19 protein-coding genes are annotated in these 20,689 nt (G+C 41.5%); 4 read left to right on the forward strand and 15 right to left on the reverse strand.

Features of this window, described 5'->3' with window-relative positions:
* Positions 1-2 precede the first annotated feature (2 nt).
* The 10 genes from trpB to HMPREF1519_RS08625 form a co-directional block, all read right to left on the reverse strand.
* The gene (gene trpB, locus HMPREF1519_RS08580; protein WP_022496114.1) at positions 3-1,211 is read right to left on the reverse strand and encodes a tryptophan synthase subunit beta; all 1,209 of its coding nucleotides are present in this window, start codon (positions 1,209-1,211) and stop codon (positions 3-5) included.
* Positions 1,208-1,789 carry a phosphoribosylanthranilate isomerase gene (locus HMPREF1519_RS08585; protein ID WP_037611884.1) on the reverse strand — a complete coding sequence of 194 codons (582 nt, stop codon included), beginning with the start codon at positions 1,787-1,789 and terminating at the stop codon, positions 1,208-1,210. Before HMPREF1519_RS08585 ends, trpB begins: the two co-directional genes overlap by 4 nt.
* Positions 1,776-2,543, reverse strand: a complete 768-nt coding sequence (trpC, locus tag HMPREF1519_RS08590; protein WP_022496113.1) for an indole-3-glycerol phosphate synthase TrpC — start codon at positions 2,541-2,543, stop codon at positions 1,776-1,778. The genes HMPREF1519_RS08585 and trpC overlap by 14 nt, the downstream gene beginning before the upstream one ends.
* A complete protein-coding gene (trpD, locus tag HMPREF1519_RS08595; protein WP_014634922.1) occupies positions 2,540-3,544 on the reverse strand; it encodes an anthranilate phosphoribosyltransferase in 1,005 nt (334 codons plus the stop codon). Before trpD ends, trpC begins: the two co-directional genes overlap by 4 nt.
* Before the next feature lie 90 nt (positions 3,545-3,634).
* Positions 3,635-4,201, reverse strand: coding sequence for an aminodeoxychorismate/anthranilate synthase component II (locus HMPREF1519_RS08600; RefSeq protein ID WP_022496112.1), 567 nt, complete (start codon positions 4,199-4,201; stop codon positions 3,635-3,637).
* Positions 4,198-5,553, reverse strand: a complete 1,356-nt coding sequence (gene trpE, locus HMPREF1519_RS08605) for an anthranilate synthase component I (protein ID WP_022496111.1) — start codon at positions 5,551-5,553, stop codon at positions 4,198-4,200. Before trpE ends, HMPREF1519_RS08600 begins: the two co-directional genes overlap by 4 nt.
* A gap of 79 nt (positions 5,554-5,632) precedes the next feature.
* Positions 5,633-5,911, reverse strand: a complete 279-nt coding sequence (locus tag HMPREF1519_RS08610) for a chorismate mutase (RefSeq protein ID WP_022496110.1) — start codon at positions 5,909-5,911, stop codon at positions 5,633-5,635.
* 578 nt (positions 5,912-6,489) lie between these two features.
* Positions 6,490-6,840 (reverse strand): PBECR3 domain-containing polyvalent protein, encoded by a 351-nt coding sequence (locus HMPREF1519_RS08615; protein WP_014634923.1) that lies wholly within the window; start codon positions 6,838-6,840, stop codon positions 6,490-6,492.
* Positions 6,841-6,933: 93 nt separating this feature from the next.
* Positions 6,934-9,282, reverse strand: coding sequence for a cation-translocating P-type ATPase (locus HMPREF1519_RS08620; RefSeq protein WP_037611886.1), 2,349 nt, complete (start codon positions 9,280-9,282; stop codon positions 6,934-6,936).
* 163 nt (positions 9,283-9,445) lie between these two features.
* A complete protein-coding gene (locus HMPREF1519_RS08625; RefSeq protein ID WP_037611888.1) occupies positions 9,446-9,955 on the reverse strand; it encodes a hypothetical protein in 510 nt (169 codons plus the stop codon).
* Between the two features lie 301 nt (positions 9,956-10,256).
* On the opposite strand from HMPREF1519_RS08625, the gene HMPREF1519_RS08630 reads away from it, so the two are divergent.
* Positions 10,257-10,556: a YbaB/EbfC family nucleoid-associated protein gene (locus HMPREF1519_RS08630; protein WP_002884818.1), complete on the forward strand. Its 300-nt coding sequence runs from the start codon at positions 10,257-10,259 to the stop codon at positions 10,554-10,556.
* A 119-nt stretch (positions 10,557-10,675) separates the two neighbouring features.
* On the opposite strand, the gene HMPREF1519_RS08635 is transcribed toward HMPREF1519_RS08630, so the two are convergent.
* The gene (locus tag HMPREF1519_RS08635; protein WP_022496073.1) at positions 10,676-11,290 is read right to left on the reverse strand and encodes a hypothetical protein; all 615 of its coding nucleotides are present in this window, start codon (positions 11,288-11,290) and stop codon (positions 10,676-10,678) included.
* A 1,102-nt stretch (positions 11,291-12,392) separates the two neighbouring features.
* Here HMPREF1519_RS08635 and HMPREF1519_RS08640 point away from each other — a divergent pair.
* Together HMPREF1519_RS08640 and HMPREF1519_RS08645 are read left to right on the forward strand one after the other, a co-directional pair.
* Positions 12,393-13,094 (forward strand): ABC transporter ATP-binding protein, encoded by a 702-nt coding sequence (locus HMPREF1519_RS08640; protein ID WP_002884692.1) that lies wholly within the window; start codon positions 12,393-12,395, stop codon positions 13,092-13,094.
* 14 nt (positions 13,095-13,108) lie between these two features.
* Positions 13,109-15,751: an FtsX-like permease family protein gene (locus HMPREF1519_RS08645; RefSeq protein ID WP_037611890.1), complete on the forward strand. Its 2,643-nt coding sequence runs from the start codon at positions 13,109-13,111 to the stop codon at positions 15,749-15,751.
* A gap of 50 nt (positions 15,752-15,801) precedes the next feature.
* Here HMPREF1519_RS08645 and HMPREF1519_RS08650 read toward each other — a convergent pair whose 3' ends face one another.
* The 3 genes from HMPREF1519_RS08650 to HMPREF1519_RS08660 all read right to left on the reverse strand — a co-directional run bounded on the left by HMPREF1519_RS08650 (position 15,802) and on the right by HMPREF1519_RS08660 (position 17,880).
* Positions 15,802-16,530, reverse strand: a complete 729-nt coding sequence (locus tag HMPREF1519_RS08650) for a MerR family transcriptional regulator (RefSeq protein ID WP_022496071.1) — start codon at positions 16,528-16,530, stop codon at positions 15,802-15,804.
* Positions 16,531-16,704: 174 nt separating this feature from the next.
* Positions 16,705-17,295, reverse strand: coding sequence for a 3'-5' exonuclease (locus HMPREF1519_RS08655; protein ID WP_002884242.1), 591 nt, complete (start codon positions 17,293-17,295; stop codon positions 16,705-16,707).
* A gap of 48 nt (positions 17,296-17,343) precedes the next feature.
* On the reverse strand, positions 17,344-17,880 hold the full coding sequence (locus tag HMPREF1519_RS08660; protein WP_002884601.1) for a DUF536 domain-containing protein: 537 nt from the start codon (positions 17,878-17,880) through the stop codon (positions 17,344-17,346).
* A 517-nt stretch (positions 17,881-18,397) separates the two neighbouring features.
* Here HMPREF1519_RS08660 and HMPREF1519_RS08665 point away from each other — a divergent pair.
* Complete coding sequence (locus tag HMPREF1519_RS08665) at positions 18,398-18,757, forward strand: metal-sulfur cluster assembly factor (RefSeq protein WP_022495745.1); 360 nt, start codon at positions 18,398-18,400, stop codon at positions 18,755-18,757.
* A 157-nt stretch (positions 18,758-18,914) separates the two neighbouring features.
* Here the strand turns inward: HMPREF1519_RS08665 and ilvD are convergent, their stop codons facing one another.
* Entirely contained in the window at positions 18,915-20,633 is a 1,719-nt protein-coding gene (gene ilvD, locus HMPREF1519_RS08670; RefSeq protein ID WP_014632703.1) for a dihydroxy-acid dehydratase, read from the reverse strand.
* Positions 20,634-20,689 lie beyond the last annotated feature (56 nt).

The raw sequence follows: 20,689 nt of genomic DNA on the forward strand, positions 1-20,689 counted from the left end.
GTTTATTTCCCTTCTGCTTCAGCTTCGAAACGTTCTTTAACCTGCATAACGTCCTTGTCCCCACGACCTGAGAGGCAGACAATGAGGCTTTGGTCTGGCGACATCTTAGCTGCCACTTTTTGCGCAAGCGCAATGGCATGGCTAGACTCAAGGGCAGGGATAATACCTTCTAAACGTGACAGAAGTTTGAAGCCTTCGAGAGCTTCTTCATCTGTGATAGAGTCGTAAGTCGCACGTCCAATTTCGTTGAAATAAGAGTGCTCAGGACCAACCCCTGGGTAGTCCAGACCAGCTGAGATAGAGAAGGCTTCCATGATTTGACCATGAGCATCTTGGAGAACATCCATAAGCGCTCCGTGAAGAATACCTGGACGGCCTTTGGCAAAGGTTGCGGCATGTTTTTCAGTATCAAGCCCCAAACCAGAAGCCTCAGCACCATACATGGCTACTGATTTATCATTAACAAATGGGTAGAACATACCGATAGCATTTGAACCACCACCGATACAAGCCATTACAGCATCAGGCAATTTACCGCCAGAAATCTCTGCATATTGGCGCTTGGCCTCACGACCGATGACAGATTGGAAGTCACGAACAATTTCTGGGAATGGTGCAGGACCAAGGGCTGATCCCATGATGTAGTGCGTATCCTCGATACCTGCAACCCAAGCACGAAGAGCAGCATTTACAGCGTCCTTAAGCACGCGCGAACCATCTGTCACACTAAATACCTTGGCACCAAGCAATTCCATACGGAAAACGTTAAGCGCCTGACGTTTAACATCTTCCTCACCCATATAGATTGTACAATCCATGTCGAAAAGGGCTGCGGCTGTCGCTGTTGCAACACCGTGTTGACCTGCACCCGTTTCAGCGATGATTTTCTTCTTGCCCATACGTTTGGCAAGCAAAACTTGACCAAGGGCATTATTAATCTTGTGGGCACCTGTGTGGTTAAGGTCCTCACGTTTAAGATAAATTTGCGCTCCACCAATATAATCGGTCAAACGTTTGGCGTGGTAAAGAGGTGTTTCACGTCCCACATAGTTTTTGAGGAGGTCATCCAATTCCGCTTGGAAACTTGGATCTTCCTTGGCTTCACGATAGGCCTTGTCCAATTCAATAACGGCTGTCATCAGCGTTTCTGGAACGAACTGACCACCGAATTTTCCGTAAAATCCTTTTGCATCAGGTTGTTGATATGTCATGCTTTCACTCTTTCTATAAATGCTTTAATCTTGTCTAAATCTTTGTGACCATCTGTCTCGACACCTGAGGACACATCTAAGGCATAGGGGTGGAAAGTCTCCTTGGCCTCTGCCACATTGTCCACAGTTAAGCCACCAGCGATGAAATAATCCTGCTCAATCTGCTTATCAGCCAAAAGCTGCCAGTCAAAAGTCTGACCGCTACCAGCAATGGGAGCATCAAAGAGAAGATAATCCGCCTGGCTCTTGACTTGAGAATCACTATCTGAAATCTGAATAGCTCGAATAACTGGTACTGAAATCTTTGGAATCAGGTCTTCATCAAAAGTTCCATGAATCTGAACGATATCTAAGGGAACCTGACCAATTGCTTCTTCCAGTTCCTCAAGACTTGGTGAAACAAAGACACCAACGATTTTTGTCTGACCAGTCACCCCTTTAGCCAGCTCGCGAGCTTGTTCAAGACTCACTTGACGCTTGCTCTTGGCGAACACAAAGCCAATGTAGTCAGCACCTGCTTCAACTGCAGTTGCCACTGCTTCTGGTGTCGATAGTCCACAAATTTTAACCTTTGTCAATTTGCAACTCCTTGACCTTTTCAGCCACATTTTCAGCTGTCATAAGGGCAGTTCCTACTAGAATCCCATTAAAATATGGGGCAATTAAGGCAGCATCCTGACCTGTAAAAATAGCCGACTCAGAAATATAAACAGGCTTGTCCTTGAAATGCGTTGATAACTCAAGACTGGTGTTGATATCTGTCTCAAAAGTGACCAAATTACGGTTGTTAACGCCGATAATCTCAGCACCAATACGATGAGCAACTTCCAATTCTGGCAGATTATGCGTTTCAACCAAGACTTCCAAGCCAAGGCTTGTCGCAAAATCGTAGAGCTCCTTGAGGCGAGCCTCTGGCAAGGCGGCTACAATCAAGAGAATGACTGTCGCACCCGCATTACGACTACGCACAATCTGTTTCTCATCAATAATGAAGTCCTTAGCCAAGGTTGGAATAGCCACCTGTGACGAAATTTCTTTCAAATAGGAAATATCACCCTTGAAGAAAACCTCATCTGTCAAAACAGAAATCATGGCTGCACCATTTTCTTCATAGGTCTTGGCCTGAGCCACAATATCCACATCTAGGTTAATATCACCCATACTTGGACTAGCTTTTTTCACTTCAGAAATAATTTGCAGCTTGTTTTGATTTGACTTGAGAAAATCATAAAGACGATAGGTCTGACGTAAGGGCTGCAAGTCTTCCATGACCAACTGGGCCACTTCTTTTTCTTTTTGTTCTAAGATTGTTGGGAGAAAGGCTTTACTCATACTTGTACCTCTTGGAGTTGGCGAAGTTTCTCTAGGGCTGAGCCGTCCGCAATCAATTGACGAGCAAGCTCAACACCTTCCTTAATAGTCTCAACCTTACCATTGGCAAAGAAGCCTAGACCTGCATTAAGCACTGTTGTTTCAAGATAAGGACTAGCTTCATTTTTCAAGACACTAAGGAGAATCTCTGCATTTTCCTTGGCATCGCCACCTGTGATGTCAGACAACTCAACCTTTTCCATACCCAAATCTTCATAAGTGAAAGTGTGCTGGCTGATGTGACCATCTTCCAAAAGGGTGTAGGTGTTAGTGCCATAGAGGGCAGCTTCGTCCATATTGTCAGGACCTGTGATAATAACCGCACGTTTACGTCCCAACTGTTGAATAGCATTAGCAACAATCTCCTGCAATTCCACACGATAGAGCCCCATGAGTTGTGTCTCAAGGTCAAGTGGATTAGCCAGTGGCCCAACCAAGTTCATAATCGTTGGAATCCCAAGAGCTTGGCGAGCTGGACCGATAAAACGCATAGCTGGGTGCATGGTTTGGGCAAAGATAAAGGCCAAACCAACCTCGTCAAGTGCTTTAGATAGGGTTTCTGGTGATGCCGCAACGTTGATTCCAAGGGCTTCAAGGACGTCTGCCGAACCAGATTTAGAGGAAATCGAACGGTTACCAGCCTTGGCCATACGGATACCACCCGCTGCTAGGACAAAGCAAACAGTAGTCGAAATGTTAAAGCTATAAGACTGGTCCCCACCAGTTCCACAGTTACACATAGCATCTGTGAAGGTCTCAGGCAAGACAGTCGCATGTGATTTGAGGGCACGCACAATACCTGTGATTTCGTCTGCTGTTTCCCCCTTAGTCTTAAGCCCCATAAGGAAGGCAGCAATTTGGCTTTCTGAGACTTCATTTTTGAGAATGCGGTCAAAGACTGCTTGGACTTGGTCTTGAGACAAGTCTTGGCGGTTTGAGATTTGTAGAAATATTTCTTTCATATCTGTTTTCCTTTTAAAAACTGTTCAATATTTTCTGATGCACGATGAGAGTTTTTGAGCGTAGACAAATCTAGTCCAAAGACTGTCCAACTAGCCTGCAACGATTTTTACGAAATTTTCAACCATCTTAAGCCCATCTGGACTTCCAATGCTTTCTGGGTGATATTGCAAACCGTAAATAGGTAGCTCCTTATGTTGAATGGCCATGATTTCTTGATCATCAGTTGTGATAGCTGTCACATCAAAGCCCTCTGGCATTTGGTCAACAACGATGGAATGGTAACGCATGATTGGGACATCATTGTCGATATCCTTGAAAATAGGTGATGGCGTTTCAAAAGTGATGTTACTTTGTTTCCCATGCATGACATTCTTAGCCAAGCCGAGTTGACCACCAAAAGTTTCTGCAATAGCCTGATGCCCCAAGCAAATTCCCATCATCGGTTTTTTACCAGCGAAATCCTTAATCAAGGCTTCCATTTTACCCGCATCAGCTGGCCAACCCGGACCCGGTGAAAAGACAAGCCCGTCAGCTTTTTCCGCCTCTTCATAGAGGTTCTCATCATCGTTACGCAAGACCTTTACCTCTGTAAATGTCCCTAGGTATTGTGCCAAATTATAGGTAAAAGAGTCATAGTTATCAACTAATAAAATCATTGGGCATCTCCTATTCTTGTCATAGCTTTCGCCTTGTTAATCGTTTCGTAAAATTCATTTTCAGGAACACTGTCGTAAACAACACCTGCACCTGCTTGAACATAGGCTTTTTGATTTTTGAGAATCATGGTACGGATAGCAATGGCAAAGTCCATATCTCCTGTCGCAGACAGATAACCAATAGCTCCCGCATAAATACCACGTTTTTCCTGCTCAAGCTCATAGATACGACGCATGGCACGAATCTTAGGTGCTCCAGATACGGTTCCAGCTGGTAGAGTTGATTTAAGCGCATCAAGTGCTGTCAATTCCGGCAAGAGTTGCCCCTTAACCACACTGGTAAGGTGCATCACATAGCGGAAATACTCAACCTCCATATACTTGGTCACCTTGACCGTACCATTTTTAGCAATCTTACCAATATCATTACGTCCCAAGTCAACCAACATACGGTGTTCCGCAGTTTCTTTGACATCATGTGAGAGTTCATCTGCCAAAGCAGCATCTTCTGCATCATTGGCACCACGAGGGCGAGTTCCAGCAATCGGATTGGTTACCACCTCTCCATTTTTCACTGAAACCAAGCTCTCTGGGCTGGCACCAATTACCTGATAATCTCCAAAATCGTAGAAATAAAGATAGTTTGATGGGTTGGTCACACGCAAGTTACGGTAGTAATCCAAAGGATCTCCCTCAAAGTCCGCCGAAAAGCGTTGGCTAAGCACACATTGGAACATATCTCCCTCACGAATAAGTTTCTTGGCCTTAGCCACCATATCCATGAAGACTTCTTTTTCGATATGATTTGAAAATTGCAAGGCTTGCAAGGCCTGAGGTGTAAACTCGTTTGGCGCCTGAGTCTGGAGATTGGTTACCACCTGACCAAGAGCTTGACGCACCGCATCGTTGTCACGACCAGAGTAGATATTGTCCTCAACCACATAAACCTTTTCTTTTTTGTGGTCAAAAATCAAATAAGACTCATAAATGAAGAAATGCATATCAGGTGTCCCAATCGTATCTTCTGGAATTTCACCGATATTTTCATAGAGACCAATCATGTCATAGCCTGCAAACCCTATGGCACCACCTGCAAAAGGTAGGTCAGACTTGATGCCCTTGACTGTTACTTGGTCCAAGTATTCGAAAGGATCTTGATCAATAGCCTTACCATTTTCATAAAGAACACCATCCTTGAAGGTTACTTCAAAGACTGGATTGTAGGCAACAATAGAAAAACGTGCATTTTCCTTCTCACGAGGAATAGATTCAAGGATAACCTTGTGTTCCCCCTGAACACGCATATAAGCCAAGATTGGTGTTAAGGTATCGGCTGGTAAAATTTTTCTCATAATATTTCCTTTCAAACTGGTTTATCGAGAGTAAGAAGACTGATGCAAGGCCCCTTTTATAGGATGTATTGGCACCATATTATTCTTTGTTCACTTTCTCTTCCAAAGCAATAAATGCTTTAATCATGCTTCTCCAAACACTTTCAGCCACATCTGGTGATAAGCCAAGCTCTAGTGCCTCCTTACGACGGTTTGCTATCACTTGGGCAACACGATCACTAGCCTGGACAGCAACCTTGTCTCCCTTGGGCTTAAGTCGCCCTGCCTTTTCCACAAGTATTTGACGTTGGGCCAGTAGTCGAAGCAACTGTCTATCAATATTATCAATATCACTTCGAATATCGCTTAATGCATCCATAAATACCCAACCTTTCATTGAATAATGACATAACACTTCTTTAAAGATAAAAGTAAACAAAAAACCTCACAGAGAAAAACTCTGTGAGGGCATTAAATCTAGTTTAACACGGTACCACCTCAGTTAATGGTCTCCAAAAAAACGACCATCATCTCTATCTCCTCTAACAAGGAGTTGCACGGTAAGGGGTGCCAACCGAGAAGAATATGTATTACCTTCTCATTATCATCCAATCAGCCCAATGTTCGCTCATCTCGATTACCTACTCACAATCACCGCAGGCTCCCTGAAAATCTAAGACCAGTTACTTTCTGATTTACTAACTATTGTACTCCTTTTTAGAGAGATGTCAAGAATTTTCTGTTAATTTTGACAATTCCTCCCTTATAAGATTCGTCTATACCTAATTCAGAGAGTGAGATAGTCTTGCCATCACACTTTACAAAATAAAAAAGCCCCCAAAAGGGACTTCTCGGTATGATAAACAACGGCAGGGTGACAGTCCTGCATCTCTTTCAGACCCGAAGGTGCGGCGGCTGCCTCTTCCGCCCTCGTTGTTATTTCTTACTTATATTATATCACATTTTCTTAGCTCTACCAGCATTTAGATAATTTTTCAGCTTAGAATCTTTAATCACAAACATGGTACGGACATTAAGTTTATCACATAATCTGACCGCTACCAGAACATTGCCATCAATACGTTTTATATATTCCAAGGACTGGCCATTAGGATGGCGACCGATATAGTCCGGATGAGCAATAATCTCTGGAATACGTTCATAGGTGGCATCAAAATCACTGAATTCCTGGCGATGTTTTTCCATATGCTTCTTACGTTGTGCAGACAGCGTGATTTCTTCACCAGGCTTGTAGTCCAAATCAAAAGCTTTAATGACTTTTGGCGTCAAGTGCCCTACTGTTTTCATGCCTCTATTGTACCATACCTCATACACATCAAGGCCTTTCCTACTGTTGAGGTATCAAAAAACTCAAGCCTGTTACCAAGCTCGAGTTTTGACTTATGCTTTTTGGAAAGCTCCTTGTTTGTAGCTAATCCAGAAGAAAAGCGGTGTACAGATAGCCATTGCTACCAGATAGATTGGTAAGGTGTAGCTATTAAGTGTCGAAATTTCAATCACATCTCGAAGATAGTAAGAGCTGATTAAGAAACCAAAGACTGAGTAAATAATCAAGGCCACACGTCCCTTATTCAAGGGGATACAAGCACGAATAACGGCAAGGACACCCGTTGATCCCATCATATAGTAAGACAGCGTCAGCATGTCCGTATTGCTCATGCCAAGATAGACCTGAGATAGATGGAAAATAAGAACACTGATAACCAGCATCAAGGCATTAGGAATAGATAACTGGAGCGAACGTCTGAGGAAATGTTTCTCAACAGGTCGAATATTACGTTCGAAGGTCAAAATAAATGGTGGAAGACCCTCGATAAATTGCCCCGCTAAAGTCATCTGAACCTGAATGAATGGGAAGACCAAGAGGTACTCTGCCTTTCCAAAAACAATACTGGCAATACAGATAAGTCCCAAAAGGAAGGAATAAACCGTTTTGATGAGGAAAATAGGTGCAATGTGGGCAATATTATTAACCACACGACGTCCCTCAAATAGAATTTCAGGAATATCCTTAAACTCAGAATCCATAAGCACCAAGTTGGCAATCTGACGAGTAGCGGGATCCCCTTCAGCCATAACAATCGAACAGTCCGCTTCACGTAGTGCCAAGATATCGTTGACACCGTCACCAGTCATAGCTGTGGTATGCCCGTTGGCATTAAGCGTTTGGATTAACAACTTCTTCTGATGTGGAGATACGCGGCCAAAGATTGCCGTATCTTCAGCCAAAGCCTCCAACTCCTCATCACTGACCTTAGAACAGTCAATATAGCTTTGATAATCCGCAAAACCAGCCTGGTGTGCAATATGAGAAACCGTCACCGGATTGTCACCAGAAATAATCTTCAGCGACACATCTTCTGAACGTAGGTATTCCAGAGTTTCTGCAGCATCCTCACGAATCGGATCGGCAATTTCAAGTAAGGTCAAGCCTTCAACGTCATTCGGCAAACTCATAGTCTCTGTATCAACCGCTGACTGACTCCATGCCAAAATCAAAACACGAGAACCACGAGCCTGCGCCTGATCGACTGCTTTTGGATTTTCCTTAAGAAGCATCTCAGGTGCTCCCAAAAAGAGAGTTCCGATTCCATCAATGCTCATAGCACCCCATTTACGATCACTTGAAAATGGAATAATATCCCCTACCTGATAGTGATGCTCCAGACCTTCATAGGCATTTCGAATCGCCTGAGCCGTTGCATTGTTGTCCTTGCTATGCTGCATATAGGCCGCAAGCAAGCGCTCCAACTCCTCTTTAGTGAAACGCTCTGATAGTAGTTTCAGACCCTTGACGGTCATCTTTCCCTGCGTAATTGTACCTGTCTTATCTAAACAAAGCACATCGACACGCGCCAAGGTTTCGACAGAGTACATCTCCTGCACCAGGATATGTTTCATTCCAAGCTTAATAACGGCCGTTAAAAGAGAGGTGATTGTCAAAAGGGCGATCCCCTTAGGCAACATTCCCAGAAGGGCTGTCGAACTGGTAACTACCGACTCTTGAAGAGAGAGCTGTTTAATCAAGTAAGCCTCAAAAAAGAGCGCAAGCCCAAACGGTATCACAATCTTGCCCGTAAACTTAGCAATCTTATCCATATTATAGAGGATACGTGACACGATTGGCTTATGCGTCTTGGCCTCTAGCATGAGCTTATTGGCATAATTGTCCTCAGCTACGTTAATAACCTTAGCATAAACCTGACCACTCACAAGGTAAGAACCCGAAAGCAACTCCTTCCCATCCTTCTTGAGAATAAGGTCACTCTCACCCGTCAGCATAGCCTCATTGAGCTCAGCCATCCCATCAACAACCACGGCATCACTAGGCACCTGTTCACCCGCAGACAAGAGCATAATATCATCCAAGACAATATCCTGAGGATCAATAGAAGTCACCTCGCCATCACGCACCACACGGATCTGATCCTTATTCATGAGATTGAGCTTATCAATCATGCGACGGGCACGCAACTCTGTCATCATCCCCGTAAAGGCATTAAGCACAATGATTCCGAAGAAAAAGAGATTCGACCAAGCCTGAACAGCAATCAAGGCCACAAAAATAGCAAAATTGAGCATATTAAAGGAGTTAAAGACATTACGCCTAAAAATCTCCCAGTTGCTGGAGCCAGTTTTTGCTTTAAAATGATTTGTTTTACCGGCATCTATCCGCCGCTTGACCTCCACCTGCGTCAAGCCTTGTAACTGTTTTTTCATAACTTTCATAGTAGCATAAAAATGAGGTGTTTTCAAAGGTTAGCCGTCATGGATAGCCAGGAAATAGACCTATTATATCGAACCGCTCTCCCGACTATTTCACTCAACCTAAACTACTTTCAAATAGCAAAGGCAGGAGTCCCTACAAAACACTTCTATGCTATCCTTTTCTCTAGTTAAACCTACTTTGGTAAATTAAATTAAACAACCACTGAAGATTGATTAATGGTTTTGCTTGAGCATCAATCACTGGTTGGACGGTCTCTCTAATTTCTTTTAGGACTTTTCGTTGATTATATTTAATAGTATGATAACGTTTGTCAAAAGCATGTTGGATAGAAAAATGACGATTAAGAAGATACTTATCATCTGATTCCGAATGAAAAAATAGAACGCCATTTGTAAAACTTAATATAGATGTTTTCGTTCCTTTTTCTCTAGTTATTGCGTACGATCCGTCATCATCATAGCTAATACCATCTATTTCCGGTGTATAGGCCCAACCCATATTTTCCATCAGCATAATGATGTCCGGCTCTGTCCCCTCCTTATGAGGAATATGCTGAGCATAATAAACAGAGTTAAATTTTATATTAATAAAAGTAAATAGGCTCATTCCCAAGACTGTATACAGCCCTATAATTAGTCCCACAAAAATCGCTAAAATATTTCTTTTTTGCATCCTTATCTTCTCTTTCTTTTTTTCTCCAATCGAATTTTGATTGGATTAACAATAAACCATTGTACCGTATTTATCATAAGTCTTACAATTTAATGATTTGTAATTGCTCTAACATTTGTTATGAATAAGAAAAAATCAAGTCTTTATAAATTTCTCCAACGCCTCTCCCCACTTTGTCAATCAAGCTAAACATGATATAATAGTTAAGATTTTTATACTACTCATTTCTGGTCAGAAGTGGGCAGTAAAATTTAACAAACAAGGGCTAATCCCTTGATATGAAAGGAATCTAGAAAATATTATGATGAACATGCAGAACATGATGAAGCAAGCTCAAAAGCTTCAGAAACAAATGGAAAAAAGCCAAGCTGAGTTGGCTGCTACAACCTTCACTGGAAAATCAGCACAAGACTTGGTTGTTGCTGAATTAACTGGTGACAAAAAAGTGGTTAACATCACTTTCGCTGATGCTGTCGTGGATCCTGATGATGTGGAAACACTTCAAGATATGACTGTCCAAGCACTTAACGATGCTCTTGGACAAATTGATGAAGCGACTAAAAAATCAATGGGTGCCTTTGCCGGTAAATTGCCATTCTAAAAAAGGAAAAGGAATCTCGCGGTTCCTTTTTTCTATACACTCATTAAACAACTCAGTCATAACATACAAAAGACTTGGACAAGAAATCCAAGTCTTTTTGTGATAGTCATTTAAAAATTTTATTCTTCAACCAAAGCAAGACCTGACTGTGCGTCTTCTTCGTTGGCCAATTTATAGCGATTCTTTTGACCTAAGTAGATGCTCGCTGAATTTAATGAACTTTCTAAAGTAGGGTAATTCACATCTTCGTTCGCTGTTTGGGTAGGTACAGGTCCTGAAATTAATAGCTCATCATCATTCTTGACATAAATCTGGTATTCCCCAACTTCGCTAGTTTGAGCTAAAATCTCATTCAACAAGTCTGGGGCAAGCGTTTGAGCGACGCCATCAACCACTTGATTAGAGTCCTGCTTATGCTCCGACAAATCCACTACTTCAGTGATAACGATGTAATCAGGAGTTTCCTCATCTGAAGTCTTAGATTCTTCAGTTTCCTGTTTTTGTCCAGGTGTATCTTGTTTCTTCGTATCTTGAGCTTGCCCATCATGAGTCTTCAATTCCTCATCACTAACGGTTTGAACCTTAGTCTGATTGGCATCTAAATCAAGTTTTGGCGCTTCTTTAACGTCAGCTGAAGCTCCACTGGTACCCATGAATAGAGCTAGAGTCCCCAAAGTAGCAATCAAGCTGATTATTGCTTTGCCGATAAAACCATTATTTTTTTTCTTAATCATAAATCCCTCACTATTTGTTTGGTTAGCTCTAACTGGCTAACAACGAGTCCAATTTGCTGCTGTAGGAGGTAAAAGGTTGGTTGAGCTGTTTGACCAACCCTTCACCCAGATAACAATCTTAGCATGCAAAACCCTTGATTTCAAGCATTTCTTTAATTTTTAAGCATTTTAAATAAATGACAACTTCATGTCTTAAAATTGATGACAATCTATTATCAGATTAGCTTTTTTACGCTATGCAAATGGTAATTTCTTTAAGTAGTACTTAGGGAAACAATACTTGTTTTTTAGACAGATTCTTCAAAAACCACTTTTGCTGACTCATCTTCCCAAAAATTTTATCGGATAGCAAAATTCTGTCCAAACACTTTAAATGTAACTATAAAATAGAATTCTTGAGTAAGAATGTCGAACTCTCAATACCCTAAAATAAGATTAGAAACTAAAGTCCCTCGATTAGTTCAAAGAAAGTTACAACAAAAGGATTTATAAACAACTTTATAAACCACCTCCCAATAAACAACTCATTCTAAAAATGTACATCCCTCATTTAGATATCACATTTTAAGGTAATCGCAACTTCTTTAAAAATAACTAACACAAAAAAACGATTACCAAAAGGCCCCTATTTCCCAATGAATAAATTAACCCTTATAGAAAATGTATCCTCCAAATTCAAAAAAATGACGGTATTCTGGATAGATCCATGCTTGAAACTATGAAAAAATCTTTATCCATCATCAACTCTGACGCAAAAAGCAGATCCCCTATGACTACCCTATAATGAAACATTTACCGACCTAAACTCTCCGACAATGATGGAAATTTGGAAAAACAGTAAATCTACTCAGTAAAAGACTAAAAATAACCTAACTTTATAACTATTTCACCAAATTTTCACCTCACTCAAAGCTCATCTAGAATAGTTTTTTCTCATGTGTAAACGCTTCGCTCAAATTTCTGTCACATGTAAGAAAATCTTATCGTCTTTTAAACCTTTTTTTGCTTCAAAACCTAGATATTCCAAGGAAAATCCGTTACAATAGAGTACGGAAAGATAGGTAATTATCAGCATCATTATTTTCGTATGAAAGGGAAATTCATGGCTTATATTCAAATGAAGCATAGCTATAAACGCTATAAAACCGGTGATCTGGAAATTATCGCAAACAACGACGTAAGCTTTGATATTGAAAAAGGGGAGCTTGTCGTCATTCTCGGTGCCTCTGGTGCAGGGAAATCAACCGTTCTTAACATCTTGGGTGGTATGGACACCAATGACGAAGGCCGCGTCATTATTGATGGTAAGGATATCTCTGAATACACAGCTAAAGAACTGACAACATATCGTCGTGAGGACGTTGGCTTTGTGTTCCAATTTTACAACTTAGTTTCAAACCTTACGGCCAGGGAAAACGTCGAACTAGCATCCGAAATCGTTCCAAACGCTAAAGATGCTACTCAAACACTCGTCGAAGTCGGTTTGGGAGACCGTTTAGACAACTTCCCATCACAACTATCTGGTGGGGAGCAACAGCGTGTTGCCATTGCACGCGCCGTTGCCAAAAATCCAAAGATCCTTCTTTGTGATGAACCAACAGGGGCTCTGGATTATCAAACAGGGAAACAAATCCTGACCCTCCTTCAAGAAATGGCTCGCAAACAGGGAACAACTGTTATCATCGTGACCCATAATGCTTCTCTAGCTCCAATTGCCGATCGTGTCATTCGAATGCACGATGCCAAGATTAAGAGTGTGGAACTTAATCCTAATCCACAAAAAATCGAGGACTTGGAATACTAGAAAGGAGCACCGTCATGAAAAAAACAACTTATTGGAAAGATGTTTGGCGAACCTTTGTAGCTTCTAAAGGGCGTATGCTCTCTATTGCCTTGCTTATGGCACTGGGATCCTTTGCCTTGATTGGTCTTAAAGTAACTTCTCCTAATATGAAAAAAACTGGGGAGCACTTCTTCAAGACGCATCAAACAGCTGACTTGAGCTTAATCAGCACTTACAGTATCAACCAAACCGATCAGGACCTTCTCAATTCGATTAAGAAAAAGAATGTAGACATCGAGTATGGTTATTTCAAAGATGCTGTCATCAAGGGGAAGAATACGGCATTTCGTATTTTCTCTAAACCTAAGAAAATCTCTACTTACGACCTTATTGAGGGGAAACTTCCTACTAAGGACGGGGAAATCGCTCTTTCCTCAACCTATAAAGAAGAATATAGCGTCGGAGATAAGATTAACTTTTCTGAGCCAGTAGATAGCTCAGGGCAAAAACAATTAAAGGAACAAACATATACCATTACTGGTTTTGTTAATTCCTCTGAACTTCTCTCTAGGAACCGCCTTGGTAATGCCAGTGCTGGTACGGGGAAACTGGATGGCTATGCCATTGTTCCAGAGACGGACTTCACCTCTAATGATTACATGATTGCCCGCATCCGCTACAAGGATATAGAAAACGTTAGTCCTTTTAGTGTGGAATACGCAAATAAGATTTCTGAACGAAAGTCTGAACTCAAGGAACTCTTTAAAGACGAACCTGAGAAACGCCTCGCTGAAATCAAGTCACAGTCTAAAGCTCAAATTACTCAAGCTAAACAAGAACTTGAAACAGCACTCGCACAGACCCAGCAAATGGCTACAAGCAACCCAGCCGAAGCCGCTAGCGTCAAAGAAGCTACTACCAAAATTGAAGCCAAGCAAAAAGAACTCGAAGAAAGTCAAGCAATGGTTGATAATTTACCAGCGCCTAGCTATCAATTCTACTCTCGTCGAGAGATTCCGGGTTCTGAGGGATATGTTGCTTATGAAAGTAATATTAACATCATTCACGATGTGAGTAATATCTTCCCTGTCGCTCTCTACTTTATGGCAGCTTTGGTTACCTTTGTAACCATGGGACGCTTTGTTGAAGAGGAACGTGGTAAGGCTGGTATCTTCAACGCCCTAGGCTACAGTAATTCGCGAATTATCCATAAATTCGTCATTTATGGTTTAATAACGAGTATTACTGGTACAACCGCAGGTGTTATTACCGGTCATACACTACTACCGATTCTCATTCACAATACTTATAAGAGCGATTTGCAGCTTCCTGCTTTCGAATTGCACTTCTACCTAGGACTTACTCTTGTGGCCTTCCTTTTAGGTCTCTTGTCTGCTGTGCTACCTGCCTTTGCGGTTGCCAAGAAAGAGCTCTGGGAAAAACCTTCCCAACTCCTCCTTCCAAAACCACCTCGTGCAGGAGCTAAGATTGTCCTAGAGCGCATCACACCTCTTTGGAAACGTCTCAGCTTCACGGAAAAAGTTACCATGCGTAATATTTTCCGCTATAAGCAACGGATGTTTATGACCCTCTTTGGTGTCGCAGGTTCTATTGCACTGCTCTTCGCAGGTTTAGGAATTCGATCTTCTGTATCTAACCTTAACCAGCAACAGTTTGAAGATATCATTCACTATGATATGATTGTTGCCAAGCAACCAAATACGTCAAGTGCTTTGGATGAGGAACTCACTAAACTCCTCGATAGCAAAGACGTTAAAGAATACTTGAATGTCCATTTTGAAACCTTGCAAAAAATTGCCGGTAGCAACAAGGACACTCAAGAAATCTCAACCCTTGTCTTTAACGACCGTGACGATAAACTCGTTGATAGTTACGTTAGCTTGCATGACCGAGACCGTAATAAGACTCTCAAGCTATCTAATGACGGAGCTATTATCTCTGAAAAAATGGCAAAACTCCTAAACCTAAAGGTTGGAGATACCATTACTGTGCAAAACAGTCAGGATGAATCTGTCAAGATTAAGATAGCTGGTATCACTGAAATGTACATGGGGCATTTCCTCTTTATGAATGCTAGCTACTACCAAAAAGCTTTTGGGACACCTTCAGTGAATAATGCCAACCTTGTTACTCTCGCTGAACCAACAAAGCAAAATGTTGAAAATATGGCAGCCAAATTCATCAACTTACCAAATGTTTATGGTGTTGTTCAAAACAACAGCCTTAAACTGCAAATCAGCACTATGGTCAATTCCTTGACACAGGTTATTGGTATCTTGATTACGGTTTCCATTCTCCTTGCTGTGGTTGTTCTCCATAACCTCACTAACATCAACGTTTCAGAACGTATCCACGAACTTTCAACCGTTAAGGTTCTTGGTTTCTACAATAACGAAGTATCCCTCTACATCTATCGTGAAACCATTTACCTTTCAATCATCGGTATCTTCGTAGGGTTCGGTCTTGGACAGGCACTTCACCATTATATGGTAAGCATCATTCCGCCAGATCGTATCATGTTTGATCCATCTCTCGGATTGGCTACCTACCTTTTACCAGCTGTTCTTATCGGCATAATCCTTATTATCCTTGGCTTCGTCGTCAACAAACGTCTTGCCAAACTTAATATGCTTGAAGCCCTAAGCTCAGTTGAATAAGCTAAAAATGCCTGAGAAGTAATTCTCAAGCGTTTTTTGTGTTCGATAACTTATTTTGTTTTAGTCTTAGCCAACTCTAGACAGTAGGACTTCACATGACAATGAGGACAAGTCAGCTTACGAGTCCTAGGTGTATGACCTGCAAGAGCAAACTCTTTAGAACTAGGATCAAAGGTCCTATGACAATTAGGACAGAGATAGTCGAACTGCTTTCTATAGTGAAACACCACTAAATTCATTACTAAAATATAAGCAGGACAGACAATAAAGATACCTCTGGGATCCTTAAAATAATAAATGACAACCAGTAGGCTCATCAGATAAAGAAGGGAGATTAGAATGACACTCCCATATATTCTCAACTGCAAATGACGCCATGATTTTTGATTTTCCATAAGACGTGAAATGTCTGACAAATCTTCCAGCGAAAGTTGACGCCACTTAGCAGTTGCTTTTTGCAAGTGACGGGCACGTTTTAGTTTGACCTCTATTTCCTTCGAAGACTTTTCCAAGCTCTCGATTTGGTCTGTCAATAAAAGCTCTAAAACCTGCTCCCTATTCTCTTCTTGCAAGAGTTTTTGGATTTGTTTGATTGAGAAATCCAAATCTCTTAAGAAACAAATGACTTGTAGGCGTTCCAAGTCTGATTCGTGATAGATTCTCCGACCACCCTCTGTGACTTCAGATGGCGTCAAGATACCTCTTTGATCATAGTACTGGACAGTCCTAACAGACACTTCTGCTGCTTTAGCCAACTCTCCTGTTGAAAACTGCGACATCTCAGTCACCTCCTTTTAAGATTTTCTATCAAAGAAGGTCTTTCACCACCTTTGATACCTAGATTCTACCTTATAACGCAAGGTAATAAGCAAGCTATAACCCTAGAGGATTTTCTTTTCTTACAGAAAAAGTTAGCTATCATTCTTTACAACCTTTACAGCTCTTGTAAAGCTTTAGTCAAAAAGGCCACCCAAACCTAAAGCAGCAAAAGGATTGTTACTGACTTCTTCCTGTTGCTCCAAAAGTTTGGCATTCTCATCTAATTCGAGAAACTTCTCGTAAATCTGCGCGGTCATACGAGCATCCTCCAAGCTGTTGTGACCATGTCCTTTAATTCCAAAGAATTCTGCCACACTAGTCAACTTGAGGTTGACAATACCATTCAAATCAGAAGCACGTCGGTCAAAGGCTTCATCGAAAATATCTAAGGCATATTGATCTTCCAAGTCTAAACCATTTTCCGACAAAATAGGCAAGTCTGACTTAAGGGCATTGTAGCCGATAAGGGGTGTATCGCCAACAAAAGACTTGAAATCTGCTAGAACGGACTCTAACTTTGGTGCCTTGGCAATCTTATCCGCTGTAATTCCCGTCAAACCATTAATAAAGGACTGCAAAGGAACATCCGAATAGACAAAAGAATCAAACTGATCCACCTCCTCATGCTGCTCCATCTTAACGGCCGATACTTGGATAATATGGCTAAACCCATCCACTGTGTTGAACTCCAAATCAAAGGCAATATAAGTTTCTAAATTTTCCATTTTATCTCCTATAATAGTTAAAGCTGAGACTGAGTCCCAGCTTCTTTTTTATTTTCCAAATAGACGTCCAAAGAAACCTTTTTTAGAAGCTTCTTCTTGTTTGGTCTGGATTTCTTCCACTTGAGCCTTGGCTTCGTCAACCTCAACCTTAGCCTCATCGAGTTCTAGTTTAAGCTCTTCCTTGTCCTTCATAGCAGTCAAGGTCAATTGTTGCTGTTGATCGATTTGCTTGTCCTTTTCAGCGATTTGAACGTCTTTGACACGCAATTGATCATCCATGTTAGACAACTGCTCATCCTTAGCCTTCAACTGAGCATAAAGACGGGCAATCTCAGAGTTTTTCTCGTCTACAAGAATCTCTAACAACTCACGTTGCTTTGTTTCTTCATCGATTGGCTCATCGTCAAAGATGGTTTTCTTGTAGATTTCCTCCAACTTAATCAAGCCACTGCGTTTAACGACAGTAACCCCTTTAGCATTTTTTTCTAGATCTTCTTCTGGAAGTTGTTTGACACGATTATTGACTGCTTGACGACTAACGCCAAGGATTTCAGCAATCTCGCTGACTGTCTTTTCAATACTCATAATAGCCTCATTTTCTCTTGAAATGTCTTACTATGAGAATATCACAATCACTCCTTTCTGTCAATTTGACAAGTCATTTAGCCCCTCCTAAAGACCTCCTTCCTCGTCCATTTTTCCTTTCACTCTTCAAACAATTTACTTGATAGGAAGCAGAGCTTTTGGTAAACTATGAGTGGGTATAAATGTATATAGAAGGAAAGTCTTAGACTTAAACAATCAGTACTTCCAAATTGGATTTGGATGGTACCGGATCTGTCATCTTTAGGAATGGTGGGAACAATTCCACAAGGTTTGGGATTTTCATTCTTGCTCCAATTATTGATAACATTTGAGCAACTTTCATTGCTTAACTGCTTGATATTGAAGCATAAATCACATTATCTTCAACGGTTTAACTGTTGGAGTTTTTTTATTGTCAATCCACTCGCTCACTAAAGCCTCATATTGCCATCTGAGATTGAAAAAAGCCCTAAATTATGCCATAATAAACAAAAGCAAAATAGAAAGAATGAGTCCTATGAAAAACTTCCGTGATGATATTAAGGTCAATGATTTGGCCCAGCCCTTCTTAGAGGCAATCGTTGAACAAATGACCACTGTATTCGACCCTGAGATTGAGCTAGATATTTACAACCTTGGTTTGATTTATGAAATCACTGTCGATGAAAATGGCCACTGCTACTTCCTTATGACCTTTACTGATACTGGTTGTGGCTGTGAAGAGACAATGCCTTATGAAATCGCTGAAAAGCTAAAAGCCATCGACGGCATTAACTCTGTCAAGGTGGAGACCACTTATTCACCAGTCTGGAAGATGACACGTATCAGTCGTTATGGACGCATTGCTCTTGGTATCTCACCTCGAGGCGGAAAATAAAAGGAAAACCGATTGGACATCTCCAACCGGTTTTTTATCAGGCTAACAGCAGATAGACGATCACTTGTCATGATACTATAATCAACTGTCTTAGGATTTAACACCAAAAAATCACATCGAACAAATGGCCGGTGTGATTTTATTTTATATCATGTAATTAGGCTTTACCTGATTTATCCATGTTCCAGAAGTCGGTAACGGCACCACGAGATGCTGAAGAAACGATGTGAGCATACTTACCGAGGACACCACGGCTATAAAGTGGTGGCAACTCAGTCTCAGCTTTACGTTTCGCCAACTCTTCGTCTGAAACGTGCATAGTAATTTCTTTAGTATCTTGGTCAACTGTAACCATATCACCTGTACGGAGGTAAGCAATAGGTCCACCAACCTGAGCTTCAGGAGCAATGTGACCAACAACGAGTCCGTAAGTACCACCTGAGAAACGTCCGTCTGTCAAGAGGGCAACCTTGTCCCCTTGCCCCTTACCAACGATCATTGATGACAATGACAACATTTCTGGCATACCAGGACCACCCTTAGGACCTACAAAACGTACAACAACTACGTCGCCATCAACGATTTCATCAGAAAGAACGGCTTCGATGGCATCTTCTTCTGAGTCAAATACTTTAGCAGGACCAGTAATGTTACGAACTTTAACCCCTGATACTTTAGCAACCGCACCTTCTGGAGCCAAGTTACCTTTCAAGATAATCAATGGACCATCAGCACGTTTAGGATTTTCAAGCGGCATAATGACTTTTTGACCTGGTGTCAAATCATCGAAGGCCTCCAAGTTTTCTGCAACAGTCTTACCAGTACATGTGATACGATCACCGTGAAGGAAACCATTCTTAAGAAGGTATTTCATAACGGCTGGCACACCACCGACGTTGTAAAGGTCTTGGAAGACATATTGACCTGATGGTTTCAAGTCAGCCAAGTGAGGCACACGCTCTTGGAAATCGTTGAAATCTTCAAGTGTCAAATCAACATTAGCTGCGTGAGCAATAGCAAGCAAGTGAAGTGTCGCATTTGTTGAACCACCAAGTGCCATTGTGACGGTGATGGCATCTTCAAAGGCTTCACGTGTCAAGATATCTGATGGTTTAAGACCTAGTTCAAGCATCTTAACAACCGCACGACCTGCTTCTTCGATATCTGCTTTTTTCTCAGCCGATTCTGCAGGGTGAGATGATGATCCTGGAAGACTCATACCCATTACTTCGATTGCTGTCGCCATTGTGTTGGCAGTATACATACCACCACAACCACCAGGGCCAGGGCAGGCATTACATTCAAGTTCTTTAACCTCTTCGGCAGTCATATCACCGTGGTTCCATTTACCGATACCTTCGAAAACAGAAACCAAGTCGATATCCTTACCGTTAAGATTACCTGGCGCAATGGTACCACCATAGGCAAAAATCGCTGGGATATCCATGTTAGCAATGGCAATCATAGAACCAGGCATATTCTTATCACAACCACCAATAGCAACAAAGGCATCGACATTGTGACCACCCATAGCTGCTTCGATTGAGTCGGCAATGATATCACGAGATGTCAATGAGAAACGCATCCCTGGTGTCCCCATGGCAATACCATCGGCAACGGTAATCGTACCAAATTGAACTGGCCAAGCACCCGCGTCTTTAACACCTTCTTTGGCAATTTGACCAAAACCGTGCAAGTGGATATTACATGGTGTGTTCTCAGCCCAAGTTGAGATAACCCCAACAATAGGCTTTTCAAAACTATCATCCGTCATCCCAGTCGCACGAAGCATGGCACGGTTAGGTGATTTAACCATGCTATCGTAAACAGATGAACGGTGTTTCATGTTATTTTCAGACACGATATTTTCCTCCATAGTTAATAACTATTCTAATTTAAACTTCTACTCCTATTCTAACATAAATTGTCTAA

The organism is Streptococcus sp. SR4, assembly GCF_000517725.1.
Taxonomy (GTDB): domain Bacteria; phylum Bacillota; class Bacilli; order Lactobacillales; family Streptococcaceae; genus Streptococcus; species Streptococcus salivarius_F.